This window comes from Pseudomonas sp. GW460-LB5 (assembly GCF_059423245.1).
In genome coordinates, this window is record NZ_JBWKXT010000007.1 from 19,739 (window position 1) to 38,681 (window position 18,943).

An 18,943-nucleotide genomic window follows, 5' to 3' on the forward strand; every position below is an offset into this window, starting at 1 on the left:
GGGTCAGAAGATGCACAGGCATGGCGCACACTTAATGGACGCCACGTCGGCGCGCTTCGCCCTCTGGGCGCCGGATGCGCGCAGCGTGAGCGTGGAACTGGAGCAGCAGCCGCCCGTGGCGCTGCTGGCCGATGACGATGGCTGGTTCACCGGCGTTGCCCCGTGCAAGGCTGGCGACCTTTATCATTACCGTATCGACGGCGAACTCCAGGTGGCTGACCCGGCTTCGCGTTATCAGCCCCAAGGCGTACAAGGCCCAAGCCAGGTGGTGGATGTGGCCGGTTACCCCTGGCAACACCCGTGGCAAGGCCGGCCGTGGCACGAAGCGGTGATTCAGGAACTGCATGTCGGTTTGCTCGACGGCTACGCCGGGGTTGCCCGGCACCTGCAGCGCCTGGCCGAGGTGGGCATCAGTGCTGTCGAGCTGATGCCGCTGGGGCAGTTCCCAGGCGAGCGCAACTGGGGCTACGACGGCGTGCTGCCCTACGCGCCTCAAAATACCTACGGCAGCCCCGAGCAGTTATGCGCACTGGTCGATCAGGCCCACGGCGAAGGGCTGATGGTGCTGGTGGATGTGGTGTACAACCACTTTGGCCCCGATGGCAATTACCTGCACCAGTACGCCAGCGCGTTCTTCCGCGAAGACCGGCAGACACCCTGGGGCGCGGCCATCGACTTCCGCCGCCCGCAGGTGCGCGAGTACTTCATCCAGAACGCGCTCATGTGGCTGTGCGACTACCGCTGCGACGGCCTGCGCCTGGATGCCGTGCATGCCATCGACCAGCCCGATTTCCTGATTGAGCTGGCCCAGCGTGTACGCGCCGCCGTAGAACCGGGGCGGCACGTGTGGCTGGTGCTGGAAAACGAGCACAACCAGGCCGCCCTGCTGGAACAGGGTTTCGATGCGCAATGGAACGACGACGGCCACAATGCCCTGCATGTGCTGCTGACCGGCGAAACCGAAGGCTACTACGCCGACTACAAGCAACGCCCCATCGACCAGCTGGCGCGCTGCCTGGCCGAGGGCTTCGTGTTCCAGGGCCAGGCAAACCGCCATGGCACGCCACGCGGCGAACCCAGCGGGCACCTGCCGCCCAGCGCTTTTGTGTTGTTCTTGCAGAACCATGACCAGGTCGGCAACCGCGCCTTGGGCGAACGCCTGACCCGCCTGTGCCCGCCACCGGCCCTGCGCGCAGCCACTGGCCTGTTGCTGCTGGCGCCAATGATCCCGCTGCTGTTCATGGGCGACGACGAGGGCAGTTGCCGGCCGTTCCTGTTCTTTACCGACTTCCATGACGCGTTGGCAGACGCTGTGCGCGAAGGCCGCCGTGGCGAGTTCGCCCATTTCACCGCGTTCGCCGACCCCGAGCAGCGAGAGCACATTCCCGACCCCAACGCCAAACAGACCTTCGAGTCTTCCCGCCCGCAAAACAAGGAAGTGGTCGCCGGCTGGCACGGCCTTTATCAGCAACTGCTAGCCCTGCGCCGCCGCCACGTCATCCCGCACCTGCCCGGTAGCCGCTCACTGGGGGCCGAGGTGCATGGCGACAAAGCACTGACCGCACGCTGGCGGCTGGGCGATGGCAATACCCTGCGCATCGACCTGAACCTGGCGGCAACTGCGCAGGCCGTCGAACTGCCCGCTGCCGCCACCCGGCTGTTCGACACCAGCGACACCCAACACCCTGATAGCCAACTGGCCCCGTACAGTTGCGTGGTCAGCCTGCTTCCCCCTGACCAGGAGCGCCCATGAGCGAAACCGCCCTGCACCGCTTGGCAAACCGCGTCGGGTTAAGCCGCGACTGGATCGACGCCAATGCCCGGCCCCAGCGCGTCAGCGACGAGGTGCTGTGCAAGCTACTCGCAGGCCTTGGCCACCCGGCCAGCGATGACACGGCCATTGCCGCCAGCCTGCGCGCGGTAGAAGCCGCCGAAGACAGCGAACATTTGCCGCCCTTGCTGACCGCCGACCAAGGCCAGCCATTGGCGCTGTCACGCTATTTCAGCGCTGCCAGCGTCGCCCGCTGCACCTTGGAAGACCAAACCTCGGTTACCCTCAGCCTGGACGAGCAGGCACGCCTGCCAGGTGACCTGCCCATTGGCTACCACCAGGTGGAAATAGACAGCCGCCGCTTCACCGTGGCCGTGGCCCCGCCGCGCTGCTACAGCCTTGCAGACAACGTGCAGCCCCCCCCACGCTGCTGGGGCCTGGCAGTGCAGCTGTACAGCCTGCGCAGGCCCGGCGATGGCGGTTACGGCGACTGCCTGGCGCTGGAGCAGCTGGCCCGCCTGGCCGCCGAGCGCGGTGCCGATGCCTTGGCCATCAGCCCCATTCATGCACTGTCGGCCATCGACCAAGAGCACTACAGCCCCTACTCACCCTCCAGCCGCCTGCTGCTCAACACCCTGTATGCCAGCCCCGCAGCCCTGCTGGGTGAGCGGGAGGTGCGCATGGCCATTGAAGCCTGCGGGCTGGAGCAACAACTGGAAGAGCTGGAGCAACGCCCACTGGTTGATTGGCCACGCGCCGCCAGTGCCCGCCTGCGCTTGCTTGAAGCGCTGTACCACGGGTTCAGCCATGGCGACCATCCGCTGCGCAGGGATTTCGATAGCTTCCGCGAGGCCGGTGGCCAGGCCCTGGAGCACCACTGCCGCTTCGAGGTGTTGCAGGCACAGGCTGTAGAGCACGGCCTGGGCGCCGACTGGCGCAACTGGCCAAAGGCCTGGCACGACCCCTATCACCCGGAAGTGGCGGCCTTCGCCAATGCTTACCCGGCCAAGGTCGAGTTCCATGCCTTTTGCCAATGGCTGACCGAACGCGGCCTGCAACGTGCTCAGGAGGCAGCCCGCGGCAACGGTATGGCTGTGGGCTTGATCGCCGACCTGGCGGTGGGTGCCGACGGTGCCGGCAGCCAGGCATGGAGCCGCCAGGATGAATTGCTGGCCGGCCTGACCGTGGGTGCGCCGCCCGACATCCTCAACCGCGCCGGCCAGGATTGGGGCACCTGCGCCTTCTCGCCCGAGGGCCTCAAGCGTAATGGCTACCGCGCCTTTATCGAGATGCTGCGGGCGAACCTGGCACATGCCGGCGGCCTGCGCATCGACCATGTGATGGGCCTGCGCCGGCTGTGGCTGATCCCGCAGGGGGCCAAGCCCAGCGAAGGCGCCTACCTCAATTACCCGCTGGACGACCTGTTGCGCCTGCTGGCGCTGGAGTCGGTGCGCCACCAGGCAGTCATCCTTGGCGAAGACCTGGGCACCGTGCCCGACGGCCTGCGCGAAACACTTGCCGAGAAAGCAGTGTTGGGCATGCGCGTGCTGCCCTTCGAACAGACCCAGCCAGGCCAGTTCAAGCCCATTCTGGACTGGCCAGACAGCGCCCTTGCCACAACCGGCACCCACGACCTGGCCCCGCTGGCCGGCTGGCTGGAAAACCGCGACATCGACTGGAGCCACCGCTTGCAACTGATCGACGCTGCCACCGAACTGCATTGGCGCCAAGACCGCCAGAAAGAACACGACGGCCTGCGCCGCACCCTGGAGGCCAACTACGGCGAACTGAAGGACAACGACGCCGTGATCGACGCGGCCATTCGCTTCGTTGGCCACACCCGTGCGCCCCTGGTGCTGGTACCGCTCGAAGACCTGTTGGGCTGCGAAGAGCAGCCGAACCTGCCAGGCACTACAGCCGGGCACCCTAACTGGAGGCGGCGCTTCACCCAACCGGTGGCAGAACTGCTCGATGACGAAGATGCCGCACGGCGCCTGGAGCTGCTGGCCCAGGCCCGCGAACAGGCCTGGGAGCGTGACCGATGAAGCCGCTGACTGCGACCCTGCGCCTACAGTTTCACAGTGATTTCACCCTCGATCACGCCGTGCCGCTGGTGCCGTACTTCGCCCAGCTGGGTATCAGCCACCTGTATGCCTCGCCCATCCTCAAGGCCCGCGCCGGCTCCCGCCACGGCTACGATGTGGTCGACCCGACCTGCGTCAACCCCGAACTGGGCGGCGAAGCGGCGCTGGAGCGGCTAGTGGCGGCCCTGCGCCAGCATGGCATGGGGCTGATTCTCGACACCGTATCCAACCACATGGCCGTGGGCGGTGCCGATAACCCCTGGTGGCAAAGCCTGCTGGCCTGGGGCCGGCGTAGCCCGTATGCCGAGTTCTTCGATATCCAGTGGCACTCCAGCGACCCGCTACTGGCCGGGCAACTGTTGTTGCCGTTCCTTGGCAGTGACTATGGCGTGGCACTCAAGAACGGCGAAATCCCACTGCAGTTCGACCAGCAGCAGGGGCTGCTGCACGTGGTCCATTACGAGCATAGTTTCCCGATCTGCCCAGTCGATTACGGCTGGATTCTCGCACTCAGCCCGGAGCCTGCGCTCAAGGCCCTGGCCGAACATTTCACTGCGTTGAACGAGTCACCCACACCACTGGCCGCAGCGCTCCCGCTACAAACCGAACTGGCACGCCTGGTGCGTGAAGGGGCTGACCTTGAATCGGCCCTGGTGGCCTTCGACAGCCGCAGCGAGGCCGGCTTCAAACGCTTGCACCTGCTGCTGGAGCGCCAGACCTACCGCCTTGCCAGCTGGCGCACCGCCGCCGATGACATCAACTGGCGGCGATTCTTCGACATCAACGAGCTGGGCGGCCTGCGCGTGGAGCGCGCGGTGGTGTTCGAGGCCACCCACGCCAAGCTGTTCGAGCTGATCGAGCGCGGCCTGGTGGATGGCCTGCGCATCGACCATATCGACGGCCTGGCCGACCCGCGCGGCTATTGCCGCAAGCTGCGCCGTCGGGTCGATAGCCTGTTGGCGCAAAGGCCTTTGCAGGCTGCGTTGGAGCACTTCCCGATCTACGTGGAAAAAATCCTCGGTGCAGGCGAGCACCTGCACCGCGACTGGCTCACCGACGGCACCACTGGCTACGAATTCATGAACCAGGTCTCGCTGCTGCAGCACGACCCGGCCGGCGAAACGCCACTCACCGAGCTATGGGCGAACGTCACCGAACGGCCCGACTTCCCTGAAGAAGTGCGTCAGGCGCGTTACCTTGTGCTCAATGCCAGCCTCGCCGGTGACTGCGAATCGGTCGCCCAGGCGCTGCTGCAGGTCGCGCGCAACGACCTGATGACCCGCGACCTGACCTTGGGCGGCATTCGCCGGGCCTTGCAGGCAGTGGTAGCGCATTACCCCGTGTACCGTACCTACTTCAACGCCTGCGGGCGCCCCGCTGAAGACGAAGGGTTTTTCCAGCAGGCGCTGGCCAACGCCCGGCACGACCTCGGCGAAGCCGACTGGCCGCTACTGGACCACCTTGAACAATGGCTGGGGGGCCAAGCCTGGAAGCGGCTGCCACCGGGCCGCGCCCGCAAGCAACTGCGCCACGCCTGCGTGCGCTTCCAGCAGCTGACCGCGCCGAGCGCGGCCAAAGCCGTGGAAGACACTGCCTTCTACCGCAGCGCCCGGCTGCTGTCGCGCAACGACGTAGGCTTCGAGGCCGAGCACTTCAGCGCCCCGCCCATGCACTTCCATAACGAAGCCCAGCGGCGCCTGCGCGACTTCCCCGACAACCTGCTGGCCACCGCCACCCATGATCACAAGCGCGGCGAAGACACTCGCGCACGCTTGGCCGTGCTTAGCGAACGCGCCCCGTGGCTGGCCAGCCGAGTGGAACATTGGCGTGAACTGGCAGAACCGCTGCGCGCGCAGCTGAACGATGGCTTGGCACCCAGCCCCGGCGACGAGCTGATGCTGCTGCAAACCCTGCTCGGCAGTTGGCCGCTGGAGCTCGACCTGCACGACGAAACCGCCCTGCACCAATACGCCGAGCGTATCCGTCAGTGGCAGCAGAAGGCACTGCGCGAAGCCAAGTTACGCAGCAGCTGGAGCGCGCCGAACGAGGCTTACGAAAGTGCCTGTGCCCGCTACATCGATAGCCTGCTGCTAGGCAGCGAACACCAGCAACTGCGCAAATCCGTGGCCGATGCCGCGCAACTGCTGGCTTGCCCCGGCGCCCTCAATGGCTTGGTCCAAGCCCTGCTGCGCATGACTACCCCCGGTGTGCCCGACCTGTACCAGGGTAACGAATACTGGGACTTCAGCCTGGTCGACCCCGACAACCGCCGCCCCGTGGACTACGCTTCGAGGCGTCGCACCCTGGACGACGCCACGCCGCTAGCCGAGCTGCTGGCGCACTGGCGCGACGGCCGCATCAAGCAGGCCTTGATCGCACGGGTGCTGGACTGCCGCCAGGCCCACGCCGAACTGTTTCGCCGTGGCGCCTACCTGCCACTGACCGTACAGGGCAGGCATGCGGACAAGGTGATTGCCTTTGCGCGCGTGGGTGAAGGTGAACACGCCGTCGTCGTCGCCCCGCGCCTGGCCAGCGGCTTGCTCGGTGGCGCTGCTACACCGTTGATCCCGGCACAGAACTGGGACGACACCCGGGTGGTACTGCCGTTTGCCTTGTCGCCTGCCAACTCGACGGGACTTTTCCGTGGCGCGGCGGTCAGCTCTTCCAAGGAGTTGATGTTGAGCACCGTGCTCGCGGAGTTCCCGGTCAACGTGTTGATACAACAATCTTGAGCATCAGGAGCGTCATGATGAGTGTCGATGAAAAACGTATTCGCGAATTTGCCTACCAGATCTGGGAGTCTGAAGGTAAGCCTGTAGGGGAGGAAGAACGGCACTGGGATATGGCCCGCAAGCTGGCCGAGGCCGAGGCGTTGGCCCCCAAGGCGCAACCGCGCAAGCGCGCGCCGGCCAAGCCCAAGGCAGCCACTGAGCCGAAGGCGCCTGCCGAGCCCAAGGCGGCTGCGCTGCCAGGCGTCAAACCCGCTGCGGCGAAAAAGCCCCGGGCGGTGAAAAAGCCTACTGCCGGTTAAGCCTGTCCCGGCCTCTTCGCGGGTTTACCCGCGAAGAGGCCAATGCAGGACAGCACAATTCCCCTTCTATCACGGCCATTTGAGGATCGTCATGAGCCCCCGCACCCCTAAGAAAACCCGCTCGGTCGCACCATCGCGTATCCGCGAAGGCATGCCCTTCCCCCTCGGCGCCACCTGGGATGGCCTTGGGGTCAACTTCGCGCTCTTCTCGGCCAACGCAACCAAAGTCGAGCTGTGCCTGTTCGACTCCACCGGCGAGCAGGAGCTCGAGCGCATTGAGCTGCCCGAATACACCGATGAGATCTACCACGGCTACCTGCCCGACGCTCATCCTGGCCTGGTTTATGGCTACCGTGTATACGGTCCCTACGAGCCGGAAAACGGCCACCGTTTCAACCCCAACAAATTGCTGATCGACCCCTATGCCAAGCAACTGGTCGGCAGCCTGGAGTGGTCCGAGGCACTGTTCGGCTACACCATTGGCCACCCCGACGGCGACTTGTCGTTCGATGAGCGCGACAGTGCGCCCTCCGTGCCCAAGTGCAAGGTGATCGACCCGGCGTTCACCTGGGGCCGTGACCAGCGCGTGTCTGTTCCTTGGGAACGTACGATCATCTATGAAGCGCACACGCGCGGCATCAGCATGCGCCACCCGGCAGTACCGGAAGAACTGCGGGGCACCTTTGCCGGCCTTGCCAACGACGAGCTGCTCAAGCACATCAAAGACCTGGGCGTCTCCAGCATCGAGCTGTTACCCATTCACGCCTTCGTCAACGACCAGCACCTGCTGGACAAGGGGCTGAACAACTACTGGGGCTACAACAGCATCGCTTTTTTTGCGCCGCACCCGCGCTACCTGGCCAGCGGCAAGATTGCCGAGTTCAAGGAAATGGTCGCGCACCTGCACGACGCCGGGCTGGAGGTGATCCTCGACGTGGTCTACAACCACACCGCTGAAGGCAACGAACGCGGCCCGACCCTGTCCATGCGCGGCATCGACAACGCCTCGTACTACCGCCTGATGCCGGATGACAAACGCTACTACATCAACGATTCCGGCACCGGCAACACCCTGGACCTGAGCCACCCCTGCGTACTGCAGCTGGTCACCGACTCGCTGCGCTACTGGGCCGGCGAGATGCACGTGGACGGCTTCCGCTTCGACCTGGCGACTATCCTTGGCCGCTACCACGATGGCTACAGCGAGCGCCACGGCTTCCTCGTCGCCTGCCGCCAGGACCCGATGCTCAGCCAGGTCAAGCTGATTGCCGAACCCTGGGACTGCGGCCCCGGTGGCTATCAAGTGGGCAACTTCGCGCCGGGCTGGGCGGAATGGAACGACCGCTTCCGCGATACCGCCCGCGCCTTCTGGAAAGGTGACGAGGGCCAGCTGGCCGACTTCGCCGCACGCTTGACCGCCTCGGGCGACATGTTCAACAACCGCGGGCGCAGGCCGTATTCCTCGGTCAACTTCATCACCGCCCATGATGGTTTCACCCTGCGCGACCTCGTGTCGTACAACCACAAGCACAACGAAGACAACGACGAGAACAACCAGGACGGTACTGACAACAACCTGTCATGGAACTGCGGTGCCGAAGGGCCAACCGACGATCCGGACATCAATGCGCTGCGCATGCGCCAGATGCGCAACTACTTCGCCACCCTGCTGTTGGCCCAAGGCACGCCGATGATCGTCGCCGGCGACGAGTTCAGCCGCACCCAGCATGGCAACAACAACGCCTACTGCCAGGACAGCGAAATCGGTTGGGTGAACTGGGACCTGGACCAAGAGGGCAAAGAGCTGCTGGCCTTCGTCAAACGCTTGACCCGCCTGCGCCTGGCCTACCCGGTGCTGCGCCGCTCACGCTTCCTGGTGGGTGATTACAATGAAGCAATCGGGGTCAAGGACGTGACCTGGCTGGCACCGGATGGCAACGAAATGAGCGTGGCGCAGTGGGAAGACCCGCACGGGCGCTGCCTGGGCATGCTGATCGACGGCCGCGCGCAGGTCAGCGGCATCGCCCGGCCAGGGTCCGAGGCCACAGTGCTATTGATCGTCAATGCCCACCATGACGTTGTGCCATTCAAGTTGCCAGCGGTACCCGAAGGCGATTACTGGAGCTGCCTGATCGATACCGACCGGCCGGAGTTGCGCAAGGGCCAACATCTGCAGTTCGACAGCACGTTCGAGGTCAAAGGGCGGTCGATGCTGCTGATGGTGTTGCAGCACGAGGAGGAGTGAACCCGGGGTGGTCCTACCGCCAGCAAGCCACCTCCCACACGTTCTGCACCGCCTGAAGGCCTGCACCAACTTGTGGGAGCTGGCTTGCCGGCGATAGAGCCGGTAGATGCAACACACAGGCACCTGCGATCGAGGAGGAATTGTGAACCCCGAAGCCGGCAGCACAGGTTTTGCCAGCGTCAACCAGGCCCCGGCCGTGAAGCGGCTGCGGGTACTGACGGTGAAAACCCACGAGGGCTTCACCGCCTTCAACCGGCGCTTCATTCTGCCGAAGCTGCGCGGTACGCAGCACCCAGGGCGACATCGTCTTCCTCCAGGAAGTAGTTGGTAGCCACGACCGCCACGCCGCGCGCTATCCCGGCTGGCCGCAGACCTCGCAGTACGAATTCCTTGCCGACAACACGTGGAGCGACTTTGACTACGGCCGCAACGCGGTGTATCCCGACGGCCACCACGGCAATGCGCTGCTCACCTGCCATTGGCGGTGGAGGTCAGGCTCTAGCAATCATTCGTCATAGCCACGCAGGGGGAAATAGCGAACCCCGCTATACCCGGGTGATTGTCTTGGGAAATCAGGTGCTTAAGGTGAGTTACACAACCTGAACAGATCTTTCACGCTTTCTTGACGCAAGCGGTGTCCTCTCCTTAGCTGAACATTATCTAGCAGTAAAGATCTCGCGCCGGGCCTCTAGCTCGCGCCTTCGTGCGCGCTTCAGAAGGCTGGCGTGCTGGTTTGGGTCGCCCACTGTTTTTGCCGTACAGCTCGTGACAACAGGCCAGGTCCTTGGGCTGTAAAACCACAAAAACAAAGGAGATCCGCCATGAAAAGCACCTCGAACCCCGTGCGTTTCGACAGCATTTTCTACGCGGTTTCCACGTCGCTGCTTCTGGCAACCCCGGTGGAAACTTTCGCGTACGAACTGCAGGGTGACCCCACCTCGCCCGGTTTTCTGCAACAGCCAGCGATGCCGCAGCTGTCGCTAGACCCGGCCAGCGCCAGTGGTTTGAGTATCGGTACCCTGAATGCGTTTTCGCAAACGATGAGCGCGCGGCACGGGCAGGCGGCGCCGGACATGATCGCCAGCCAGTGGGCGCAGTTTTTCCCGACCAACGCCCGCATGGGTACACAACCCCCAGACCAGCTGGAGGCACCCAGCCAGCAACTGGTGATCGGCCCGGACCTGTTCGTGCGTGAAACTGCAGCGGGCAATGTGCACCGCGCAGGGGTTTTCGTAGGGCACAACAACCTGCAGAGCAGCTTCAACGGCATACGCCCACTGCTGGGCGACAAGCAGCGCAATGCGGTGAACCTGAGCGGGGAAAGCCTGGGCGTGTACTGGAGCATGACCCATGAACAGGGCTGGCACCTGGATGCCGTGGCCATGGGTTCGCGGATCGATGTGCTGGGCCGGGGCGAAAACGGCCAACGCCTTGACGAAAGCGGCCATGCGATGACCTTTTCGGTGGAAGGCGGCTACCCGATCCGCCTGAGTGGCAACTGGGTAATCGAACCCCAGGCACAGTTGATCAACCAGCAGTTCTTCCCCGGCAACCAGGTGCAGGAAGAAACCCTGCAAGCCTTCGACAGCCAGCCGAGCTGGAGCGGCCGGGTGGGTGCAAAATTGTCCGGGCGCTACGAAGTGCGCGGCATGCCCATCGAACCCTATGTGCGGACGAACGTGTGGTACGACTTCAGCAATGCCGATGAAGTGAAGCTGGACCAGGTCGACAAGATCTCCAGCTCGCGCTACTCGACCACGGTAGAGCTGGGCTTGGGGCTGGTGGCGCGTGTCACGCCTTCTGTGGCCCTGTTTGTCAGCGCCGATTACAGCAGTGATGTGGATGACAATGACCTGAACGGGCTGATTGGCAGCCTTGGGGTGCGGATGCGCTGGTAGCCAAGCCCGGCCCTTTCGCGGGCACGCCCGCTCCCACAGCGACAGCACAGGAACGAACATTGTGCAATCCCTGTGGGAGCGGGCATGCCCGCGAAGAGGCCAGTGCAGGCAAAACGTCAGGCCGGTTTCATTATCAACACGCCAAGCGGCGGCAAATTAAGGGCCAGCGACAATGGCTGCCCATGGCTGGCCACTGCCTCACTGGTTACAGCGCCCAAGTTGCCCACGTTGGACCCTGCATACAGCTCGGCATCGCTGTTCAGCAGCTCCTGCCAGCGCTCGCCAAACGGCACGCCAATGCGGTAGCCCTCACGCGGCACCGGGGTGAAGTTGGCCACCACCAGCACCGGCTCGCCACTGCTGCTCCAGCGCAACCAGGCGTACACGCTGTTTTGCGCGTCGTCACCGATCAGCCACTGGAAGCCCTGCGGCTGGCAATCCTGCTCATGCAGCGCCGGCACCTCACGGTACAGGCGATTGAGGTCGCCCACCAGGCGTTGCACACCTTGGTGCTCGGGGTACTGCAACAGGTACCAGTCCAGTTCGCTGTCATGGTCCCACTCACGCCACTGGCCGAACTCGCAACCCATGAACAGCAACTTCTTGCCAGGGTGCGCCCACATGAAGGTGAGGTAGGCACGCAAGTTGGCAAATTTCTGCCAGCGGTCGCCGGGCATCTTGTCGATCAGCGAGTGCTTGCCATGCACCACTTCGTCATGGGAGATGGGCAGGATGAAATGCTCGGAATAGGCATAGATCAGCCCGAAACTCATCTCGTTGTGGTGGTGGGCGCGATGCACCGGGTCGTTCTGGATGTAATGCAGGGTGTCATGCATCCAGCCCATGTTCCACTTGTAGGCAAAGCCCAGGCCGCCCTGCTGGGTCGGCTGGCTGACGCCGGGCCAGGCGGTGGATTCTTCGGCAATGATCAGTGCACCAGGGGCCTCGACGGCAGCCACGCCGTTGAGGTGGCGAATGAAGTCGATAGCCTCCAGGTTCTCGCGCCCGCCGTAGCGGTTAGGCACCCATTCGCCAGCCTTGCGCGAGTAGTCGCGGTACAGCATCGAGGCCACCGCATCGACCCGCAGGCCGTCAATGTGGAAGTGCTTCAACCAGTGCAGCGCCGAGGCCATCATGAAGCCGCGCACTTCGTTGCGGCCCAGGTTGTAGATCAGCGTGTTCCAGTCCTGGTGGTAGCCCTCCAGGGGGTTGTCGTATTCGTACAGCGCGGTGCCGTCGAAGCGGGCCAGGCCGTGTTCGTCGGTGGGGAAATGCGCCGGCACCCAGTCCAGGAGCACGCCTATGCCGCCTTGGTGGCAGGCATCGATGAACGCGGCAAAGTCCTCGGCACTGCCGTAGCGCGAGGTGGGCGCGAACATCGACAGTGGCTGATAGCCCCACGAGCCGCCAAACGGGTGCTCCATGATCGGTAGCAACTCGATATGGGTAAAGCCCAGCTCCTGCACGTAGGGCACCAGCCGCTCGGCCAGCTCGCGCCAGTTGTAGTAGCGCCCGACTTCGCCTGCCTCGTCCAGCTCGCAGCGCCATGACCCCGGGTGCAGTTCGTAAATCGACAGGGGGGCATTGTAACCATGGCGCTGGGCGCGTTGTGCCATCCAGTCGTGGTCCTGCCACGCATGGCTGAGCTCACCGGCCACCTTGGACGCGGTGCTGGGCGGCAATTCGGTAGCGCGGGCCAGCGGGTCTGCTTTGAGTGGCAGTATCCCGTCCTTGCCCAGCACCTCGAACTTGTAGGTTTCGCCCACGCCCAGGCGCGGCACGAACAGCTCCCACACCCCCGCGCCGTGGCGCAGGCGCATGGGGTGGCGGCGGCCGTCCCAGTTGTTGAAATCACCCACCACCGATACCCGCCGGGCATTCGGCGCCCACACCGAGAAACACACGCCATCGATGCCATCGACCTGGATCGGCTGGGCACCAAAGCGCCCGGACAAGTCGCGGTGGTTGCCCTCGGCGAACAGGTGCAAGTCCATGTCGCCCAATTGCGGGCCAAAGCTGTAAGGGTCTTCGGTGATTTGCTCGCCGCCGGCCCAGCCGATTTGCAGCAGATAGGCCTGCGCATCATCCAGGTGCGCCGTGAACAATCCCGGAACTGCACCTTGCACCATTTCAGCCAGCACGCGCCCATCATCGCGCGCCAGCACCCGTGCATTCAGGGCATTGGGCAGGAAGGCGCGGATAAACACACCGCCCTTGCCATCGCCATGGGGGCCGAGTACTGCAAAAGGATCGGCGTGTTCGGCGCGGGCCAGGGCATCCAGGTCCCGTTGCCGAAGGCCGCCGTTTTCACGCGTGGTTGCATTCATCTATGACTCTCCCCAGGTACTGATCAGTCCATGCAGGCCATGCAAAGGCACGGCCAGCCAGGTCGGACGGTTTTCGGCTTCATATGTGATCTCGTAGGCGGCCTTTTCCAGGCAGAACAATTCCAGTGCCGCGCGCTCGCCGTCGGCCATTTTCCAGGCATGGGGCATGGCGGCGGTGGCCAGGCCGTAGGCTTCGACGAAGGCGTGGCGCGACTGGTGCAGGTACTGCCGGGCGACCCGCTGACGCGCCTGCTGCGCTGGGCCGGAAAGGTCGACCGCAGACGCGCTGCGCAGGATCATCGCAGCAGCATAGTCGAAGGAACGCAACACGCCGCTGACATCCTTGTACGGGCTGTGTTTTGCCCGGCGCTCTTGCAGTGGACGTGACGGTTCACCCTCGAAATCGATCAGGTAGGCGTCACCCTGCACCACCAGCACCTGGCCCAGGTGCAGGTCGCCGTGCACCCGCATCAGCAGGCCGCCCTCAGCCTGGTCCGCCAGGCTAGCGATGTGCTGGGCCAGGCCATCGCGCTGTTGCTGCAGGTCGTCGATCAGGGCCTGGCTGTCGCTGTCGAGAGCGTCACGGTGCTGGGCCAACAGGTCGAGGGCGTGGGTCAGTTCGGCGCTGATCTGCGCACCCCAGCGCTGGCTGTCGTCAGCATCGCTGGGGCGTGGGCGAAAGGCCTCATCGTCGGTCGGCGCGGCCAGCAACAGGTGCATCTCGCCCAGGCGTTGGCCGAACAAGGCGGCAAAGCCGGTGAGTTCCTCCAACGCATCGGTGTGTACCTCGGCATCGCCGCCAGCCGGCGCCATCTGGTCGCGGATGGCCCGCTCCAGGGTGTTCTGGGTCCAGGCCCAGGCATCGCCCTGGTTGCTCAGGTAGCCCTGGGCGATCATCAGCAGGTGGGGGGCATTCTGCTCGTCCACCCGGCTGACCCAGGCAAGCAATGGCGAGATATTGGCAAAGCCGGCGGCGGTCAGGTAGGCACTCATTTCCAGTTCTGGGTGAATGCCTGGGTTGACCCGGCGGATCAGCTTGAGCACCACGCTGTCACCGATCACCACCGAGCTGTTGGACTGCTCGGCGCTGAGGTAGCGCACTGCACTTTCATCGTTCAACCCAAGGGCCGCCAGCAGGTCGGTGCACTCGAAACGCAGCTCGCCCGCGCCGCTGCCACAGGGCAGGCGCAGGCCATTCTGGCAGGCGTGCAGCACCGCGCGGATAAACGGTTCGAGCACGAAGGCATCGGTAATCAGGCCAACCTGATGGGCACGGCGCACCCGCGACAAGGCCAGCTGCTGCGGCAGCGCTGTGTTGATCTGGTCTTCGGGCAGCAGGCCAAACGGCAGCTGGTAGTGGTTGGCCGTCCCCCCGCCAAGCACCTCGATTTCGCTGAGCAGTACGGGCGTGGTGGCGGTAGCGAAGCGCACGCCGTAGCACAGGCGCACCTGGTCGATGGGCCCTTCCTTGCCGGCGAACCAGCGCCGCTTGGGCAGGTATTGCGGCAGGATGGTGGTTTGCAGGGTTTCGCGGGCGGGTGCTTCCAGCAGTTCTTCCATGCGCTTGCGCAATACCAGTGTAGTCAATTCGGGTAACCCCTCGGTGGCCTGGATGTGCCAACTGGGCATGCGGTCGTGGGAGGCCAGCAGGAACCAGTAAAAGGCATAGGGTGGCAGCGTCAACAGGAACGGCAGTTGCCCAATGGGCGGGAAGGCGCTGCCGCCGAGCATCTCCACCGGTACTTTGTCGGCGTATTGTGACAATTCCAGTTCGGCAGCCTGGGCGGCGCGGGACACGTTGGCCACGCACAGGATGACCTCGGTGTTGCCATCGGCATCGGTGTACTCGCGGATGTACGCAAGAATGCGCCGGTTGCTGGGGGTAAGGGTTCGCAGGCTGCCGCGGCCAAAGGCCTTCTGCTGCTTGCGCACGGCCAGCATGCGCCGGGTCCAGTTCAGCAGCGAGTGCGGGTCATGGCTCTGGGCCTCGACGTTTACCGTCTGGTAGCCGTACAGCGGGTCCATGATCGGCGGCAGCACCAGGCGCTGCGGGTCGGCGCGGGAGAAACCACCGTTGCGGTCGGGCGACCACTGCATGGGCGTACGCACGCCGTCGCGGTCACCGAGGTAGATGTTGTCGCCCATGCCCAGCTCGTCACCGTAGTACAGGGTTGGCGTGCCCGGCATCGACAGCAACAGGCTGGTGAGCAGCTCTATACGCCGACGGTCACGCTGCAGCAGCGGCGCCAGGCGCCGCCGAATGCCCAGGTTGATGCGCGCGCGGCGGTCTTCGGCGTAGTAGTTCCACAGGTAGTCGCGCTCTCGGTCGGTGACCATTTCCAGGGTCAGCTCATCGTGGTTGCGCAGAAAAATTGCCCATTGGCAGTTGGCCGGGATCTCCGGCGTCTGGCGCAGGATGTCGGTGATCGGGAAACGGTCTTCCATGGCCAGGGCCATGTACATGCGCGGCATCAGCGGAAAATGGAAGGCCATGTGGCACTCGTCGCCATCACCTTCGCCAAAGTAAGGCCGGGTATCTTCCGGCCACTGGTTGGCCTCGGCAAGCAACATGCGGTCGGGGTAATTGGCGTCGATTTCAGCGCGGATTGCCTTGAGCACAGCGTGGGTTTCGGCGAGGTTCTCGTTGTTGGTGCCGTCGCGTTCGATCAGGTAAGGGATGGCATCCAGGCGCAAGCCATCCACACCCAGGTCCAGCCAGAAGCGCATCACCCCGATCACCGCCTTGAGCACCAGCGGGTTGTCGAAGTTGAGGTCTGGCTGGTGCGAGTAGAAGCGGTGCCAGAAATACTGGCCGGCGACCGGATCCCAGGTCCAGTTGGACTTTTCGGTGTCGAGGAAGATGATCCGCGTGCCGTCGTATTTCTGGTCGTCGTCCGACCACACGTAGAAGTCGCGCGTCTTGCTACCGCGCTTGGCGTGGCGGGCACGCTGGAACCAGGGGTGCTGATCGCTGGTGTGGTTGATCACCAGTTCGGTAATTACCCGCAAGCCGCGCTTGTGTGCCTCGCTGATAAAGCGCCGGGCATCGGCCATGCTGCCGTAGTCGGGATGCACGGCCTTGTATTCGGCGATGTCATAGCCGTCGTCGCGCCGCGGCGAAGGGTAGAACGGCAGCAGCCACAGGGTATTGACGCCCAGCTCGGCGATGTAGTCCAGCTTGCTGATCAGGCCTGCAAAATCGCCGATGCCGTCGTTGTTCGAGTCGAAGAACGACTTGATGTGCAACTGGTAGATGACGGCGTCCTTGTACCACAGCGGGTCATCGATGAAGGCTGCCGGGCGTGAACGCTTGGCCATGGGTGACTCCTTTCAATTGCATGCACAGACATCCGAGCTTGCTCGATCCCTGTGGCGGGTTTACCCGCGAAGATGACGCCGCGGTGCATGGCACCGGCTTCGCCGGTGTTCGCGGCTAAACCCGCTCCTACAGGGGGCACAGTTTGAGCGTTGTTAACGGGCTTTTTCGATGCGCCAGATCCCGAATGGCTGGTGCCAGGGTTCGATGCGCATGAACTGGGTCTTGCCATGCCAGGTCCAGCGGTGGCCGTTCATCAGGTCTTCGCCCTGGGTGTCGGCGTCGTCATCCAGGCCTAGCTCCCAAAGCGGCAGCTCGAAATGCGCCTCTTGGGCGTTGTGCGGGTCGAGGCAGATAGCCACCAGGATGTAGTTGTCGCGCTCAGGCGTACGCTTGGCGAAGTACAGGATGTTGTCGTTCCAGCAGTTGAAAAACGCCACGCCCAGGTGCGTTTGCAAGGCGCGGTTCTGCCGGCGAATACGGTTGAGCTGGGCGATCTCGGCAATGATGTTGCCAGGCTGGGTGAAATCGCGCGGGCGGATCTGGTATTTCTCCGAATCCAGGTACTCCTCCTTGCCCGGCAACGGCGCGCTTTCGCACAGTTCGAAGCCTGAGTACATGCCCCACAGGCCCGAGCCCATGGTTGCCAGCGCGGCGCGGATAAGGAAGCCGGCGCGACCAGAAGTGTGCAGGAAGAACGGGTTGATATCCGGCGTATTGACGAAAAAGTTCGGCCGGTAGCACTGGCTCCATGGCGGCTGGTTTAGCTGCTCGAAATACTCGCGCAGTTCCTGCTTGTGGTTGCGCCAAGTGAAGTAGGTATAGCTTTGCGCGTAGCCAACCTTACCCAGGCGCGCCATCATCGCCGGCCGGGTGAACGCTTCGGCAAGGAAGATGACGTCGGGGTGCTGGCTGCGCACATTGGCAATCAGCCATTGCCAGAATGGCAGTGGTTTAGTGTGCGGGTTGTCGACGCGGAAGGTTTTCACGCCCTCCTCTACCCAGCCGACCACCACGTCGCGCAGCGCCAGCCACAGCGAAGGGACGGCGTCCGGGGCGTAGAAATCGACGTTGACGATGTCCTGGTACTTTTTCGGCGGGTTCTCGGCGTAGCGAATGGTGCCGTCGGGGCGCCAGCTGAACCAGCCGGGGTGCTCTTTGAGCCATGGGTGGTCCTGCGAGCACTGAATGGCGAAATCCAGCGCGATTTCCAGGCCATGCTCGGCAGCGGCAGCCACCAGTCGACGGAAGTCTTCGCGGGTGCCCAGTTGCGGATGGATGGCGTCATGGCCGCCTTCGGCACTGCCAATCGCATACGGGCTGCCAGGGTCGCCGGGCTCGGCCTTGAGGGCGTTGTTGCGGCCCTTGCGGTGCTGCATGCCGATGGGGTGGATGGGCGGGAAGTACAGCACGTCGAAGCCCATGTCACGGATCATTGGCAGGCGTTGGTGCACGTCGTTGAAGGTGCCGTGGCGCTGTGGGTCGTCAGTGATCGAGCGGGGGAACAGCTCGTACCAACTGGCGAACTGCGCAGCCGGGCGGTCGACATCAATGGGGAATTCACAGCTGCGGGCCAGGTAGCTGCGGTGCCCGGCTTCGCTCATCAGGTGTGCAACATCAGGGCCCAGGAACAGCGCCACCTGCCCGTCGCTATCCAGCTCCGCGAGGCGCTGCTGTACCGCTTCGAGCTCCTCACGCACGGCGCCGCTGCACAGTTCGATGCCTTTGCCCAGCATCAAGCGGCCCTCTTCCAGTTCGAGCTGTACCTCGACGCCGGCGTTGTACTTTTTCTCCAGATCGTGGCTATAAGTGGCGAACGGGTCGACCCAGGCCTCGATGCTGAACAGGTGTGGGCCAAGCTCGGTGGGGGTGAATTCTGCCAGCCACAGGTCGTTGCCCGGCGAGTGCATGGGCACGCAATGCCAGCGGCGGCTGTTGGCCTGACGCCAGTTGAGCATCACGGCCAGGCGGTCGTGGCCGTCGCTGTACACCTTGGTGCTGACCGCCACAGGCTGGCCGCTGATGGCCTTGGCGGCAAAGGTGCCGGCGTCGAGCACCGGTTGGGTGTCTTCGATCACGACACGCGGCGCCAACAGCGCCTGGGACAGGCTGATGGCCTGTTCGGGGTGATCGTTCGCCATGGGCACGCTTTCAAAGGGCTCGTTACGTGACATCGACCTTGCTCCCTCAGGCTGGTGGCGGTAAGGGTTCAGAGCCGGGCACAGGCGTGGGGTTCAAAAAAATTGAGCGAACGGCAGCTGCCAGCGGTCA

Annotated in this window: 9 protein-coding genes and 1 pseudogene; 7 read left to right on the forward strand and 3 right to left on the reverse strand. The window is 64.1% G+C overall.

Features of this window, described 5'->3' with window-relative positions:
• The first annotated feature begins 10 nt into the window (after positions 1-10).
• From treZ to AC07XM_RS06770, 7 genes and pseudogenes are all read left to right on the forward strand, one after another.
• On the forward strand, positions 11-1,753 hold the full coding sequence (gene treZ, locus AC07XM_RS06740; RefSeq protein ID WP_102688947.1) for a malto-oligosyltrehalose trehalohydrolase: 1,743 nt from the start codon (positions 11-13) through the stop codon (positions 1,751-1,753).
• Positions 1,750-3,816 (forward strand): 4-alpha-glucanotransferase, encoded by a 2,067-nt coding sequence (gene malQ / locus AC07XM_RS06745; protein WP_102688948.1) that lies wholly within the window; start codon positions 1,750-1,752, stop codon positions 3,814-3,816. The genes treZ and malQ overlap by 4 nt, the downstream gene beginning before the upstream one ends.
• Positions 3,813-6,587, forward strand: coding sequence for a malto-oligosyltrehalose synthase (locus AC07XM_RS06750; protein ID WP_070086564.1), 2,775 nt, complete (start codon positions 3,813-3,815; stop codon positions 6,585-6,587). The genes malQ and AC07XM_RS06750 overlap by 4 nt, the downstream gene beginning before the upstream one ends.
• A gap of 14 nt (positions 6,588-6,601) precedes the next feature.
• On the forward strand, positions 6,602-6,886 hold the full coding sequence (locus tag AC07XM_RS06755; protein ID WP_016488160.1) for a DUF2934 domain-containing protein: 285 nt from the start codon (positions 6,602-6,604) through the stop codon (positions 6,884-6,886).
• 91 nt (positions 6,887-6,977) lie between these two features.
• On the forward strand, positions 6,978-9,131 hold the full coding sequence (glgX, locus tag AC07XM_RS06760) for a glycogen debranching protein GlgX (RefSeq protein WP_102688949.1): 2,154 nt from the start codon (positions 6,978-6,980) through the stop codon (positions 9,129-9,131).
• Positions 9,132-9,273: 142 nt separating this feature from the next.
• Positions 9,274-9,604: pseudogene (locus AC07XM_RS06765) on the forward strand (endonuclease/exonuclease/phosphatase family protein); the annotation flags it as partial.
• Positions 9,605-9,952: 348 nt separating this feature from the next.
• A complete protein-coding gene (locus AC07XM_RS06770) occupies positions 9,953-11,029 on the forward strand; it encodes an autotransporter domain-containing protein (protein ID WP_016488163.1) in 1,077 nt (358 codons plus the stop codon).
• 116 nt (positions 11,030-11,145) lie between these two features.
• Here AC07XM_RS06770 and glgB read toward each other — a convergent pair whose 3' ends face one another.
• The 3 genes from glgB to AC07XM_RS06785 all read right to left on the reverse strand — a co-directional run bounded on the left by glgB (position 11,146) and on the right by AC07XM_RS06785 (position 18,846).
• Positions 11,146-13,356 carry a 1,4-alpha-glucan branching protein GlgB gene (gene glgB, locus AC07XM_RS06775; protein WP_102688950.1) on the reverse strand — a complete coding sequence of 737 codons (2,211 nt, stop codon included), beginning with the start codon at positions 13,354-13,356 and terminating at the stop codon, positions 11,146-11,148.
• Positions 13,357-16,674 carry a maltose alpha-D-glucosyltransferase gene (gene treS, locus AC07XM_RS06780; protein ID WP_016488165.1) on the reverse strand — a complete coding sequence of 1,106 codons (3,318 nt, stop codon included), beginning with the start codon at positions 16,672-16,674 and terminating at the stop codon, positions 13,357-13,359.
• A 153-nt stretch (positions 16,675-16,827) separates the two neighbouring features.
• Positions 16,828-18,846 (reverse strand): alpha-1,4-glucan--maltose-1-phosphate maltosyltransferase, encoded by a 2,019-nt coding sequence (locus tag AC07XM_RS06785; protein WP_102688951.1) that lies wholly within the window; start codon positions 18,844-18,846, stop codon positions 16,828-16,830.
• Positions 18,847-18,943: the final 97 nt, after the last annotated feature.